This is a genomic window from Methylobacterium sp. J-077 (assembly GCF_022829365.1).
Lineage (GTDB): Bacteria > Pseudomonadota > Alphaproteobacteria > Rhizobiales > Beijerinckiaceae > Methylobacterium.
Window position 1 is genome coordinate 139,389 of record NZ_JAKSYJ010000216.1, and the last position, 13,186, is coordinate 152,574.

A 13,186-nucleotide genomic window follows, 5' to 3' on the forward strand; every position below is an offset into this window, starting at 1 on the left:
GTGCCGCTCAAGATCGCCGCGAATCAAGCCCAACCCGGAACACGCCCCGGTGACTCGTTCCATGGGACGGGAGCATGGCAGCACCCCTACGGACGACCTCAGTCAAATTGCTGCATTGCACAACGCGGATCGGGATGCGAAATCAACCCTATCTTTCGGGAGGAGCGTCCGGACCAACCTGCGTGACAACGCGCAAAGACCGGAGTTCCATCATGGCCGTACGACACCTCGCCGTGTCGGCCCACACGGTCCGGCGCCTGTGGCCGGCCGACCGCAACGCCGTCCTCGACTACTTCCTCCGCCTCGATCCGGAGGCCCGGGCGAATCGCTTCATGGGCAATGTCAGCGCGGCTGGCGTGCGGGCCTATGCCGCGCAAGCCCTGACGGCCGAGGGCGTGATGTACGGCGCCTTCGTGGACGGGGAACTGCGCGGGCTGGCCGAATTGCGGCCGATGGGGCCCGGGGCGTCGCCCTATGGGCTCGGTCCGCGTGCCGAGGCGGCCTTCGCGGTCGAGCGCGCCTTCCGCCGCCACGGCATCGGCGCATCCCTGTTCACCCGGATCGCCCGCGCGGCGCGCCACCGGGGCGTGGTCGACCTGCACGTGCGCTGCCTGTCCGGCAACGGGCCGATGCTGCGGCTGGCGGCCAAGCACGGGGCGGCGCTGCAGCGCGCGGGCATCGAGACCGAGGGCGCGCTCCATCTCGCCCGGCCGACGCCGTTCTCGCTCTGGCACGAGAGCATTGCTGAGGCGTTCGATTTCACCCTGGCCGTAACGTTTCCAAACCGCGAGCGGGCAACCGCCTGAATCGCCTCACCCGGCGGCGGTATCGACCAACGCGAAGGTCAGCAGGTCGACCGACGCCGCCCCGCCGCGCAGGAGCGCCCGGGAGGCCGCATTGCCGGTGGCGCCGGTGGTCGTGACGTCGTCGATCAGCAGGACCCGCCGGCCGCGGATCTGGTGCGCCTGCGCGGCTGCCACGCGGAACGCCCCGCTAAGGTTCTCGGCTCGCGCCGCCCGCCTCAGGCCGACCTGCGAGCGGGTCGCCCGGACCCGGACCAGTGCAGAGGGCTCGAACGGCAACCCGGCGCCCCGGGCGATCTCTCGGCCGAGCAAAGCGGCCTGGTTGAAGCGGCGGCGCCAGAGCCGCCAGCGGTGCAGCGGGACCGGGACGACGCAGTCCGCCTCGGCAATCAGCCCCCGGCCGCTCGCCGCCATCATCCGGCCCATCGCCCCCGACAGGTCGAGGCGATCCTCGTATTTCAGCCGGTGGACCAGGCGACGGGCGACCTCATCGTAGAGGGCGACGGCCCGGGCGCGTCCGAAGACCGGCGGCTCGGCGATGGCGCGGGGCGAGAGCAGCGGCCCGACGCCGAGATCGACCGCGAACGGTGTGCCGAACCGCTGGCACAGGGGTTCCTCGATCAGGCGCAGGCCGGTCCAGCAGGATGGGCACAGGGCGCCGGGATCGGCAGTCGCACCGCCGCAGCCGGAGCAGGTCGGCGGGTAGATCAACGAAACGACCCCACGCGGCAAGCCGCGCAGGGTCGATGCGACGGCCTCGAACGCCGTCATACGGAAGAGAGTCCGGTTTTAGCGGGTCGAGACCGGGCCGGCGCCCTGCTGAACCGCCTGCTGGTCCATCTCCCGCGCCTTGGCATTCGCCCGGTGACGGCCGATCGCGCATCCGGCGGCAGCACCGACCAGACCGTGATGCCCGGCATAATGGCCGGCGATGCCGCCGACGATCGCGCCCTTGATGCAGCCCTTGGCCTCAGCGCCGCTCGCGGCAGTGAGAGCGGCGAGGGCCAATGCAGCTCCGACGAGCATGCGCTTCATGACCTGCACTCCATTGATCAATCTCGGCCTTGCGGCCAGTCGCAGCAGGAACGGCGCCAGCGCCGACTCGTTCCATGAGGTTAGCGCGCCTCACGGCTCCGTGTGCAACCGCGTTCGATGCTGTTCACAGGCATGCGGACAGGATGCTGGCGGGACGCCGCCGCAAGCGCCATGTGCAGGTGCATGAACGCCCCGGCCGCCCTATTCGACACCACCCTCGCCCGCCATCGCCTCGCCCGGGCCGACCGGATCGGCTACGCTGGCTTTCTACTCGACCGGGTCGTCGAGGATCTGGACGACCGTCTGGGCGCGGTGTTGCGCGATTTTGGGACGGTGCTCGACCTCGCCACCCCCGGCGCGGGCGCGGGCGCGGCGCTCGCAGCCCGGTACCCAACGGCCTTGCGACTCCGCTTGGCGGCACTGCCTGGATCCGGCGGCAACCACATCGTCGGAGACCCGGAATTCCTCCCATTCGCGGCCGGGAGCCTCGATCTCGCAGTCTCCCTGCTGACGCTCCACGCCGTCAACGACCTGCCCGGGACGCTGATCCAGCTGCGCCGGGCGTTGCGGACAGACGGCCTGTTCCTCGGCTGCCTGCTCGGCGGCGCTACCCTGACCGAACTGCGCCAGAGCTTCGCCCAGGCCGAGAGCGAGATCGAGGGCGGGATCAGCCCGCGGGTGGCGCCCTTCGCGGCGGTGCGCGAGGCCGGGGCGCTGCTGCAGCGGGCGGGCTTCGCCCTGCCGGTGGCCGATACCGACACCCTAACGGTGCGCTACGCCGACCCGTTCGGGCTGATGCGCGACCTGCGCGCCATGGGCATGACCAACGTTCTCACCGAGCGGCGCCGCACGCCCCTGCGCCGGGCGACGCTGGTGCGCGCCGCCGAGGTCTATGCCGAGCGCTTCTCCGACCCGGACGGGCGCGTGCGCGCCACGTTCGAGGTGCTCTGGCTCTCGGGCTGGGTGCCCCACGAGAGCCAGCAGAAACCGCTGCGCCCCGGGACCGCGAAATCACGCCTCGCCGACGCCCTCGGCACCATCGAGCTCAAACCGGAGACTGGGAGAACGCCATGAAGCAGCCAGGTCCTGACCATCCGATCACCCTCACGCCGGAGCCACGCCGGATCCGCGTGCTCGTCGCCGGTGTGGCAGTGGCGGACACGCGCAAAGCCGTGCGCCTGCAGGAGGCGACCTATCCGCCGGTGTTCTACATCCCGCGGGCCGACATCCGAGCCGACCATTTCGTACCCTCGGCACGGACCAGCCACTGCCCGTACAAGGGCGATGCCCGCTACTTCGACCTTGTCGTCGACGGCACGCGGCGACCCGATGCCGTGTGGAGCTACGAGGCGCCCTTTCCGGCGGTGGCGGAGATCCAGGGCCACGTCGCCTTCTATCCTGACCGCGTCGATGCCATCGAGGTTTCGGAGACGGCGTAGCGGGCCGGCGACGATCCGCGCCTTCAATCCTTCAGCAGACCCCAGAACGCGTGCTTGCGACCGTGTGACCGCCGCAGCGCCTCGCGGTAGGCGGCCGGCGGCGGGTCGATCGCCCCCGCCGCCAGGCGGTCGGCGAGGCCGTCGAGTTCGAGCAGATAGCGGGCGCCGTGCGTGTAGGCGGCGCTGCGACCCGGATCGAGGATGCCGTCGAGCAGGCGGCGATACAGGATCGTTGCGGCGAGCGGGTGATCCTGGACGAGGGCCTCAGCGGCCGGCGCCAGCACGGCATAGTGCTCGCCTTGCCAGACCGTCCGCTTTGCGGTGACCAGCCCGGCGGCCCGCCGGAGGTCGGGCCAGCTCACCAGGAAGGCGAGCGCCCGGTGCGCGTTGGAGAAGGAGGCGGCGTGATCCAGCGCCCGCAGGAGCGCCTCCTCGTCCTCGAAGTCCGGCAGCTTGGCGAGGTAGGCGCGCAGCATCGGGGCATCGAGATTGCGCTCGAACAGCGTCCAGCGCAGAGCCTGCGCCGCGTCGCCCTGGCCCAGCGTGTCGAGGATCTCGATCTCCAGGGCCTGCCGCTCGCGCTCGGGCCCGCGCGGGTCGAAACCCGCGATCAGGTCGGCGCGCGTGACGACACGCAGGCCGGGTTCCGGCTCGCGTCGGATCCAGTCCAGGGCCTCCCCGGCCCGGCCGGCGGCGAGCAGCCGTTGCGCGATCGACAGGCGGTCCTCCCGGCCCGGCGCGATCGCGCTCTCGAGGGCGATGAAGGCATCCGCGTCGTTGCGCCTGTCCGCGATCACCTGGCGCAGGCGCAGGATCAGGCCCCTTGCGGCGTTGCGGCGATAGGCGGCCTCGTTCCGGGCCTCGCCGCCCTTCGCCATGCCGGCGGCCGCCTGCGCGAGGGCAGCGTCGATCTCCGCCAGCGCCTCGGCATCGAGGGTCGGGACCATCTCCGCCAGCAGCGTGCCGAGGGGCCCGAACGGGTCGGCCGTGAACGGGCCGACGAGGCTGGTCGCCACCCGTCCGGCTTCGGCGGGTGTCAGGCCGGCGGCAGTCTCGACGAAGGCGTCGGTGGCGCGCTCGTAGACGCCCTGCACCGCGCCGGTGCTGTCGTCGACCCGGTTCAGCACCGCGTCGGCGCCATCGAGGAACCGCCGGAGGCGTTCGAGGGCGGCGCTGGCATCCAGCGGGCGCAGCTCGTCGAGGATGACCGTCACGGTGGCGTCGAGATCGGCCGCGAAGGCCCGGCGCTTCTGCCAGTCGATATAGCCATGGGCGGATTCGAGCGCCGCCAGCCGCCGGTCGACCATCGCCGCCACCGCCTCCGGCCCCTGCAGGGCCGCGAGCGCCGCGGTCACCAGCTTCTTGAAGGTGGGATTGCGCGTGGTCTCGCCGAGAACCAGCCCGATGAGCCGCTCGGGCCCCAGAGCCGCAAGGGTCTCCGGCGACGGGGTGGTGCGGCGCGCACCCTTGGCGCGCGCGGGCTTGGGAATCGCATCCGGCTTCGAGCGGGTCCCGGCGCCCGCCCGGGTTACGGCCTTCGCACGCGCCACAATTCGCCCCGCCGATGCGCCCGGTCCGGCTACTCCTCGACCTTGGCGCGGGGGCGATCGTTACCCTGCGCGGTCTCGTCGTGCCAACTTCCGGCTTGGTCCTGGTAGCGGATGCCCTCGGTGGAACCGGGGACCTGCTGCTCGGCGGCGGCGGCCTGGGCGGCCTGCAGCGCATCCTCGCGGCTCGGGAAGGTCTCGGAGAAGACGTCGCCGACCTTGTAGGCGAAGCCGCCATCGTGCTCGACGATGCGATAGGTAACTTCGGACATTGCGACTCCTGTACGCGTTCGGATCGGTGGCAGATTAATTGAACGCGAACACATCGCCCGCCGCCGGGTTCCAACCCGGCCTCCGATCCGCCGGAAAGTCCCGTTAGCGGCGGTGGATCCCGGCAGCAGACGAACGACGATGCAGCTTCGACCGATCCTCGCTCTCGCCCTTCTCATGGCCGCGCAGCCGGCCCGCGCCGAGGAGGGATTTTTCGACTCGCTGTTCGGCGGCTCGTCGCGATCTGCGCCGCCCAACCCATTCGCTTCGAATTACCCGTCGGCCCCGCCCACCGCCGACGAAGTTCGCGCGGAGCGTCAGCGGCGCCCGGTCCGGGGCGAGCGCAGCCGGGGTCCGGTGCCGCCGGGCCGGATCCCGGAGGAGTGAAGCGGTTATCGGACGGTCGTCATGGTGCGGACGGCGGGACTCGAACCCGCACGGCCTTGCGGCCGCAAGATTTTAAGTCTCGTGCGTCTACCGGTTCCGCCACGTCCGCATGGGCCCCTCGGTAGCCGCGCCGGCGCGCGCGATCAAGCGGGGGGCGTCCAGCCGTAGAGCCAAGCGTAGCGGTCACGCATGCCGTCGGGGCCGAGGCGGGCCATGACCGTGTTGCGGGCGAAGCCCACGAGGCGGCCGGCGTGATAGGTCCGGCCGTTGGAACGGGCCGCCCATTGCACCCGCCGCACCCGTGCCGTGCGCGCGCCGGAGTAGGCCGCGAGCGCCGCGGGGACATCCGGGTTATCCGCCAGGGCGCACCTCAGCACGGCCGCATCCTCGATCGCCAGGGCCGCGCCCTGCGCCAGGTACGGCAGGACCGGGTGCGCGGCATCGCCGAGCAGCGCCACCCGGCCGGCGGCCAGGGGACGGGCCACGGCCCGGTCGGCCAGCGACCAGACCAGCCAGGAATCGGGCAGGCCGAGCAGGTCGCGCAGAGGCCCGGCACAGCCGCGCAGATGGGCGCGCAGAACCGCCGGCTCGCCCAGCCGGCCCCAATCGTCGTCGCCCACCGCCTCGGGCACCACCGCGACGACGTTCAGGAAGCGGCCGCCCCGCACCGGGTAATGTACCACGTGCCGGCCGCGGCCGAGCCACAGGCCCGTCGCCGGGCCCTGCAACGCTTCCGTCACCGCCTCGCTCGGGATCAGGGCGCGCCACGCCGCCGCCCGGCCCGGTCGCAGCGGTGCCGCGTCGAGATGGCCGCGCAGCCGCGAGCGCAGGCCGTCGGCGCCGATCACGAGATCGAACGGCAGGGCCTGAGCGCCGCCACTGCTCTCGGCGGTGAGGGTGGAGCCCGCGTCGGTCTCGGCCAGCCCGGTGACGTCGCGGCCCATCATCAGGCGGATCGCCGGGCGGCTGCGCAGGGCATCGAGCAGCAGGGTCTGCAGGTCGGCCCGGTGGATCACGTAATAGGGCGCGCCGAAGCGCTGCTGCGCCGCCGCACCGAGGGCCACGCCGCCGATCCGGCGGCCGCTCTCGAGGGCGCGCACCTCAACTCCCGGCGGCTCGCTCGCCGCCCGGCGCAGGGCCGCCGAGAGGCCGAGATCGGCCAGCACCCGGCTCGCATTCGGGGAGATCTGGATCCCGGCGCCAACTTCGCTGAAGCCGGTGCGGCGCTCGATCACCGTGACGGCGTGGCCGGCGTCCGACAGCGCGAGGGCCGCGGTCAGACCGCCGATCCCGGCCCCGACGATTCCGATGTCCAGAGAAGGTCGACTGTCCGCGGGCAATGTGGGGGGCGCTATTCCGCGGCGACCGCGGCGGCGTCGTGCCAGACGCAGGCCTGCGGATCCGCCTCGTCGGCCTTGAGGCCGGCGCGGTAGCGATACAGCGTCGAGCAGTACTGGCAGATGATCTCGGTGTCGGCGCCCATGTCGAGGAACACGTGCGGGTGGTCGAACGGCGGCAGCGCGCCGATGCACATGAATTCCTTCACCCCGACCGCGACCACCGGCACGCCGGGCTCGTTGTGGAAGTGCGGTACCGCCTTGCCTGCCATACGGCCCTCGCCTGCCCCGCACCCGTCCGCGCGGGCGAATCTGCCCGGGCGCTCCGGGGCACCTCGCGGCCGCTTATGCCGCCAGCCCCGCGGCCCGCGCAAGCCTCCACCGCCGCGCACCCGTGCACCGCCCGGCGCAGGCGGCTTGGCCTGCCGCGCCGGGCACCGTACATAGGTTCAGCACCCGATTTACGACGCCGCAAAAAGTCTCGACGATGCAACAGGAACAGGCCACCGCGCAGGGCACGCGCCGCGCGCCGGAGCCGCCGATCCACGGCCCCGAAGGCTTCGAGGGCATGCGCCGGGCCGGGCGCCTGACCGCCGAGGCCCTGGACATCCTGATGGAGGCGACCCAGCCCGGCGTCACCACCGAGGAACTCGACCGGCTCGCCTACGAGTTCGCCATGGATCACGGGGCCTACCCGGCCTCGCTGCTCTATCGCGGCTATCCGAAGTCGATCTGCACGTCGATCAACCACGTGGTCTGCCACGGCATCCCGAACGACAAGCCGTTGCGCGAGGGCGACATCGTCAACCTCGATTGCTGCCTGATCCTCGACGGCTGGCACGGCGATTCGAGCCGGATGGCCTATGTCGGCGAGGTGCCGCGCAAGGCACAGCGCCTGTGCGAGATCACCTACGAGGCGCTGATGCGCGGCGTCGCGGCGGTGAAGCCCGGCGGCTCGACCAACGATATCGGCCGGGCGATCCAGACCTATGCCGAGAGCGAGCGCTGCTCGGTTGTGCGCGATTTCTGCGGCCACGGTCTCGGGCGGATCTACCATGATGCGCCGACGATCCTGCATTACGTCGAGGCGAGCTACGACGTGCCGCTGAAGCCCGGACAGTTCTTCACCATCGAGCCGATGATCAATCTCGGCCGCCCGGCCGTGAAGGTTCTGGGCGACGGCTGGACCGCGGTGACCCGCGACCGCTCGCTCTCGGCCCAGTTCGAGCACACCGTGGCGGTGACCGAGACCGGCGTCGAGATCTTCACGGTCTCGCCCAAGGGGCTCCATCAGCCCATCAATCCGGCCGCCTGACCGGCCGTGGCGCCGGAGGACGGAGCGGCGGGGCTGTTCGCCGACAGCGCTGCTCCCGTCGCCAAGGAGGCGCCGCATTATCACGGGCATCGCGACCGCCTTCGCGAAAAGTTCTCGGCGGCCGGCGGCGACGCCCTGCCGGATTACGAGCTGCTGGAGCTGGTCCTGTTCCGGGCGATCCCCCGGCGGGACGTGAAGCCGCTCGCCAAGGCGCTGGTCGCCCGGTTCGGCAGCTTCGCCGAGGTGCTGAGCGCGGAGCCGGCGCGGCTCATGGAGGTCGAGGGCGTGAGCGCCGGGGTCGCCGCCGACCTCAAGGTGATCGAGGCCGCGGCCAGGCGGCTCACCCGGGGCGCCCTGCGCGAGCGCGATCTCCTCGATTCCTGGAGCGCACTCCAGGACTATCTGCGCACCACCATGGCGTTCGCTCCGCGCGAGGAGTTCCGCATCCTGTTCCTCGACAGGCGCAATCACCTCATCGCCGACGAGGTGCAGGGGCGCGGCACGGTCGACCATACGCCGGTCTATCCCCGGGAGGTCGCCCGCCGGGCCCTGGAGCTCTCGGCCACCGCGATCATCCTGGCCCACAACCACCCGTCGGGCGACCCCAGCCCCTCGGCGGCCGACGTGGCGATGACCCGCGAGATCGTATCCGTCCTGGCACCACTGAAAATTGTGGTCCACGACCATGTCATCCTCGGTCGAAACGGACATGCCAGCCTGAAAGGCCTCAAGCTGTTCTGATCTTCCTGCCATCTTGAGCGTTGTCGACCGCGGGTATAGCCCTGGTGGCTGGCGCGCCTCTTGCCTGAAGAGCGGGAGCGTAAGGGAGAAACGGAATGGCGTTGACGGCCTTCGACGAGATGAACGGGATCGGCAACGGCGCCGCCGATCCGGCCGCCGTCCGCGACGCCTACGGCAAGCTGAAGACCTGGCTCGAGACCACGCCGCCCGAGCACTTCAACACCCGCCGGAGCCAGGCCGAGTTGCTGTTCCGCCGGATCGGCATCACCTTCGCGGTCTACGGCGACAACGAATCGACCGAGCGGCTGATCCCCTTCGACATCATCCCACGGGTGATCACAAAGCCGGAATGGGATTTCCTGGAGCGCGGTCTCAAGCAGCGGGTGACGGCGATCAACCTGTTCCTGAAGGACGTCTACGGCGCCCAGGAATGCATCAAGGCCGGCATCATCCCCGCCGATCTGGTTTACCGGAACGCCCATTACCGCATGGAGATGCGCTCGTTCCGGGTGCCGCACGATCTCTACGTCCACGTCGCCGGCATCGACATCGTCCGCACCGGCGAGAAGGACTTCTTCGTCCTCGAGGACAATGCCCGGATTCCGTCCGGGGTCTCCTACATGCTCGAGAACCGGGAGGTGATGCTGCGCCTGTTCCCGGACCTGTTCTCCAAGCACCGGGTCGCGCCGGTGGAGAACTACCCGGACGCCCTGCTGGCCACCTTGCGCAGCCTCGCGCCGACCTCGGCCACCCGCGACCCGACCGTGGTGCTGCTGACCCCCGGCCGCTACAACTCGGCCTTCTACGAGCACTCGTTCCTGGCCGACAAGCTCGGCGTCGAGCTGGTGGAGGCCTCCGACCTCTTCACCAAGGACGATGTGGTGTACATGCGCACCACCGAGGGGCCGCGGCGGGTCGACGTGATCTACCGCCGCCTCGACGACGATTTTCTGGATCCCCTCGTCTTCCGCCCCGACTCAGTCCTCGGCGTGCCGGGCCTGATGAATGCCTACGAGCGGGGCTCCGTGACGTTGGCCAACGCCGTCGGGACCGGCATCTCGGATGACAAGGCCGTCTACAGCTACATGCCGGAAATCGTGAAATTCTTCACCGGCGAGGAGCCGATCCTGCACAACGTGCCGACCTATCGCTGCCGCGAGAAGGAGTCCTTCGCCTACGTGATGGACAACCTTTCCGAACTCGTGGTGAAGGAGGTCAACGGTTCGGGCGGCTACGGCATGCTGGTCGGGCCGCATGCGAGCAAGCGCGAGATCGAGGATTTCGCCAAGAAGCTCAAGCATGCCCCGGACGGGTTCATCGCCCAGCCGACCCTGTCGCTCTCGACCTGCCCGACCTTCGTGGCCTCCGGGGTCGCCCCGCGCCACGTCGACCTGCGGCCGTTCGTGCTCAACGGTGCCGACCAGATCCGCATCGTTCCCGGGGGGCTGACCCGGGTCGCGCTGAAGGAGGGGTCTTTGGTTGTCAATTCCAGCCAGGGCGGTGGTACGAAGGATACCTGGGTGCTCGACGCTTAAGGATACGAACGCCCCATATCCTGACGCGCCGCCTGCCGCCGAGCCGATCCGAGTCGCCAAAATGCTCTCCAGGACTGCCGACAACCTCTTCTGGCTCTCGCGCTACGTGGAGCGCGCCGATTTCGTCGCGCGCATCCTCGACGCGGCGCACCGGCTGGCCTCGCTGCCCACCAGCTACGGCGGCGGCGAGACCAACGAGTGGGAATCAGCCCTCGCCTCGGCCGGCGATCCCGAGCTGTTCAAGCCGCATTACAGCGTGGTCAACGCCGACACGGTCTGCGACTTTCTGGCGTTCAGCCCGCACAACCCGTCCTCGATCCGCTCCTGCATCGAATCGGCCCGCGAGAATGCCCGCTCGGTCCGCACGGCCCTCACCACCGAGATGTGGGACGCGATCAACGGCGCCTGGCTGGAGCTGCGCAACTACGCCGGCAAGGATCTCAGCCGCGACGAGTTCGGCCGGTTCCTCGACTGGGTGAAGACCGTCTCGCTCACCTTCGACGGCTCGGCCTTCCGGACGATGCTGCGCAACGACGCCTTCTGGTTCACCCGGCTCGGCACCGCGATCGAGCGGGCCGACAACACCGCCCGCATCCTCGACGTGAAGTACCAGATCCTGCTGCCGCAGAACGAGACGGTCGGCGGCAGCCTAGACTACTTCCAGTGGACCACGATCCTGCGCGAGGTCTCGGCCTTCAACGCCTATCACTGGGTCTATCGGGAGAGCGTCAAGCCGCTGCTGGTGGCGGATCTGCTGATGCTGAACAAGCAGATGCCGCGCTCGTTTGCCAATTGCTACGGCGTGATCGTCGAGTATCTCGACCTGATCGCCGACGCCTACGGCCGCCGCGGGCCGAGCCAGCGGCTGGCCGGGAACATGCTGGCGAAGCTCGACAGCGAGGATATCGACCGCGTGTTCAATTCGGGTCTCCACGAGTTCGTCGAGGCGTTCATCGCCGAGAACAACAGGGTGGGCGAAGCCATCGCCAAGCAGTATCTGGTCGGCTAGCGCGTTCTGACGGATATCCGGCTCGGAACGATGCGATAAGATCGTGATGACGTTTTGAGGAAGACGGACAGGCCCGGCGCATGCGCATCCGCGTGGTCCACGAGACCATCTACACCTACGAGCAACCGGCCCGCGGGCTCGTGCAGGTCATGCGCCTGACGCCGCGGGACCATGACGGCCAATATGTCCGCACCTGGCGGATCGACACCTCCATCGACGGGCGGCTCACCGCCCGCGAGGATGGGTTCGGCAACATCGTCCACTGGTTCACGCCGGACGCGCCGGCGGATGCCCTGACCATCCGGGTCACCGGCGCGGTCGATACCGAGGACACCCACGGGGTGGTCCGTGGCACCGTCGAACGCCTGCCGGACGAGTTCTACCTGCGGGACACGGATCTCTGCACGATCAGTTCGGAGCTGCAGATCTTCGCCGAGCGGGTCGCCACCGACGGCGACGGCACGCCGCTCGCCGTGCTGCACCGCCTGCGCGGCGCCGTCCCCGAAGCGGTGGTCTACGAGCCCGGGCCGGCCGCCAACGGCGTGCCCTCCGCGAAGGCGTTCGCCGCCGGCAAGGGCATCTGCCAGGATCTGACCCACGTCTTCATCGCCGCCGCTCGCCATCTCGGAATTCCGGCCCGCTACGTCGCCGGCTATCGCGCCCGCGACGACGGTGAGGCCGATGTCGAGGCGCCCCATGGCTGGGCCGAGGCCCTGGTGCCGGATCTCGGCTGGGTGGCGTTCGACCCGTGCTACGAGAACGCCCCGTCCGACGGCTCCATCCGCGTCGCTACGGGGCTGGACTACCTGGGCGCGGCGCCGATCCGCGGCAGCCGCACCGGCGGCGGGACCGAGACACTGGACGTCAAGCTCCGCGTCGAGCAAGGCAAGGACGCCGCTCAATCCTGATTCCCGAAGAGACGGGCCCCCGGCTGGACGATAGCCGGAGGCACCCCGTGAGAGCCCGAAAGCCATGACCTACTGCGTCGGTGTCCTCGTCGAGGAGGGGCTCGTGATGGTCGCCGACACCCGCACCAATGCGGGGCTCGACGACATCTCGACCTATCGCAAGCTCCACCACTTCAACGTGCCGGGCGAGCGGGTGATGATGCTGGCCTCGGCGGGCAACCTCTCGATCACCCAGTCGGTCCTGAGCCTGCTGCAGGAAGGCGTGCCTGGCGACGAGGGCGAGCCGGCCCAGAAGCTGATCGAGGCGCCGACGATGTTCCAGGCGGCGCAGCTCATCGGCCGCGCCATCCGGCGGGTGCGGGAGATCGAGAAGGCTGGGTTCGAGGCGGCCAGCATCCGGTTCTCGATCTCGCTGCTGTTCGGCGGTCAGATCGCCGGCGAGGACATGCGGCTGTTCCTGATCTACTCGGCCGGCAACTTCATCGAGTGCAGCACCGACGCGCCGTTCCTCCAGATCGGCGAGCATAAGTACGGCAAGCCGATCCTCGACCGCGCGGTGAAGTTCGAGAGTGATCTGTACGACGCCTTGAAGGTGAGCCTGGTTTCGATGGATTCGACCATGCGGTCGAATCTCGGCGTCGGCCTGCCGATCGACATCGCGGTCGCCCGCCGCGGCGCCCTCGACCTCGAAGTGAACCACCGGATCGAGGCCGGCGAGGGCTACTTTCATGATCTGCGCGAGCGCTGGTCGGCGGCGCTCCGGGCCGCCCACCGGGCGATCCCGCGGCCGCCCTACGGGCCGGCTGCGAAGCAGGGTTAGCCATTCCCCGGCGCAAAACGCGGGCGCGGCCGAGCCAGCC

At 70.1% G+C, this 13,186-nt stretch carries 16 protein-coding genes and 1 tRNA gene; 10 read left to right on the forward strand and 7 right to left on the reverse strand.

The window, feature by feature from the left end:
- Nucleotides 1–212 precede the first annotated feature (212 nt).
- Complete coding sequence (locus MKL11_RS26935) at nt 213–806, forward strand: GNAT family N-acetyltransferase (RefSeq protein ID WP_243948987.1); 594 nt, start codon at nt 213–215, stop codon at nt 804–806.
- Nucleotides 807–812: 6 nt separating this feature from the next.
- Here MKL11_RS26935 and MKL11_RS26940 read toward each other — a convergent pair whose 3' ends face one another.
- Both MKL11_RS26940 and MKL11_RS26945 read right to left on the reverse strand, forming a co-directional pair.
- Entirely contained in the window at nt 813–1,574 is a 762-nt protein-coding gene (locus MKL11_RS26940) for a ComF family protein (protein WP_243948989.1), read from the reverse strand.
- 18 nt (nt 1,575–1,592) lie between these two features.
- A complete protein-coding gene (locus MKL11_RS26945; RefSeq protein WP_243948991.1) occupies nt 1,593–1,838 on the reverse strand; it encodes a hypothetical protein in 246 nt (81 codons plus the stop codon).
- A gap of 183 nt (nt 1,839–2,021) precedes the next feature.
- On the opposite strand from MKL11_RS26945, the gene MKL11_RS26950 reads away from it, so the two are divergent.
- Nucleotides 2,022–2,912 carry a methyltransferase domain-containing protein gene (locus tag MKL11_RS26950; protein ID WP_243948993.1) on the forward strand — a complete coding sequence of 297 codons (891 nt, stop codon included), beginning with the start codon at nt 2,022–2,024 and terminating at the stop codon, nt 2,910–2,912.
- Nucleotides 2,909–3,277, forward strand: a complete 369-nt coding sequence (locus tag MKL11_RS26955; protein ID WP_243948995.1) for a DUF427 domain-containing protein — start codon at nt 2,909–2,911, stop codon at nt 3,275–3,277. The genes MKL11_RS26950 and MKL11_RS26955 overlap by 4 nt, the downstream gene beginning before the upstream one ends.
- Before the next feature lie 23 nt (nt 3,278–3,300).
- On the opposite strand, the gene MKL11_RS26960 is transcribed toward MKL11_RS26955, so the two are convergent.
- The gene (locus tag MKL11_RS26960) at nt 3,301–4,827 is read right to left on the reverse strand and encodes a DUF6880 family protein (RefSeq protein ID WP_243948997.1); all 1,527 of its coding nucleotides are present in this window, start codon (nt 4,825–4,827) and stop codon (nt 3,301–3,303) included.
- Nucleotides 4,828–4,856: 29 nt separating this feature from the next.
- Nucleotides 4,857–5,096 (reverse strand): hypothetical protein, encoded by a 240-nt coding sequence (locus MKL11_RS26965; protein WP_243949007.1) that lies wholly within the window; start codon nt 5,094–5,096, stop codon nt 4,857–4,859.
- Nucleotides 5,097–5,235: 139 nt separating this feature from the next.
- Here MKL11_RS26965 and MKL11_RS26970 point away from each other — a divergent pair, with 139 nt between their 5' ends.
- Nucleotides 5,236–5,481 carry a hypothetical protein gene (locus MKL11_RS26970; protein ID WP_243949009.1) on the forward strand — a complete coding sequence of 82 codons (246 nt, stop codon included), beginning with the start codon at nt 5,236–5,238 and terminating at the stop codon, nt 5,479–5,481.
- A gap of 22 nt (nt 5,482–5,503) precedes the next feature.
- On the opposite strand, the gene MKL11_RS26975 is transcribed toward MKL11_RS26970, so the two are convergent.
- The 3 genes from MKL11_RS26975 to MKL11_RS26985 form a co-directional block, all read right to left on the reverse strand.
- Nucleotides 5,504–5,590: transfer RNA gene (locus MKL11_RS26975), tRNA-Leu, on the reverse strand.
- A 34-nt stretch (nt 5,591–5,624) separates the two neighbouring features.
- Nucleotides 5,625–6,821, reverse strand: coding sequence for an FAD-dependent monooxygenase (locus MKL11_RS26980; protein WP_243949011.1), 1,197 nt, complete (start codon nt 6,819–6,821; stop codon nt 5,625–5,627).
- An 11-nt stretch (nt 6,822–6,832) separates the two neighbouring features.
- Complete coding sequence (locus MKL11_RS26985) at nt 6,833–7,090, reverse strand: zinc-finger domain-containing protein (RefSeq protein WP_243949013.1); 258 nt, start codon at nt 7,088–7,090, stop codon at nt 6,833–6,835.
- Nucleotides 7,091–7,305: 215 nt separating this feature from the next.
- On the opposite strand from MKL11_RS26985, the gene map reads away from it, so the two are divergent.
- The 6 genes from map (at nt 7,306) to MKL11_RS27015 (ending at nt 13,146) form a co-directional block, all read left to right on the forward strand.
- Complete coding sequence (gene map / locus MKL11_RS26990) at nt 7,306–8,133, forward strand: type I methionyl aminopeptidase (protein ID WP_243949015.1); 828 nt, start codon at nt 7,306–7,308, stop codon at nt 8,131–8,133.
- A 6-nt stretch (nt 8,134–8,139) separates the two neighbouring features.
- Nucleotides 8,140–8,874 (forward strand): RadC family protein, encoded by a 735-nt coding sequence (gene radC / locus MKL11_RS26995; protein WP_243949017.1) that lies wholly within the window; start codon nt 8,140–8,142, stop codon nt 8,872–8,874.
- Between the two features lie 95 nt (nt 8,875–8,969).
- On the forward strand, nt 8,970–10,409 hold the full coding sequence (locus tag MKL11_RS27000) for a circularly permuted type 2 ATP-grasp protein (protein ID WP_243949020.1): 1,440 nt from the start codon (nt 8,970–8,972) through the stop codon (nt 10,407–10,409).
- A gap of 61 nt (nt 10,410–10,470) precedes the next feature.
- Nucleotides 10,471–11,418 (forward strand): alpha-E domain-containing protein, encoded by a 948-nt coding sequence (locus MKL11_RS27005; protein WP_243949022.1) that lies wholly within the window; start codon nt 10,471–10,473, stop codon nt 11,416–11,418.
- 80 nt (nt 11,419–11,498) lie between these two features.
- On the forward strand, nt 11,499–12,326 hold the full coding sequence (locus tag MKL11_RS27010; protein WP_243949024.1) for a transglutaminase family protein: 828 nt from the start codon (nt 11,499–11,501) through the stop codon (nt 12,324–12,326).
- Nucleotides 12,327–12,390: 64 nt separating this feature from the next.
- Entirely contained in the window at nt 12,391–13,146 is a 756-nt protein-coding gene (locus tag MKL11_RS27015) for a peptidase (RefSeq protein WP_243949026.1), read from the forward strand.
- The last annotated feature ends 40 nt before the right edge of the window (nt 13,147–13,186 follow it).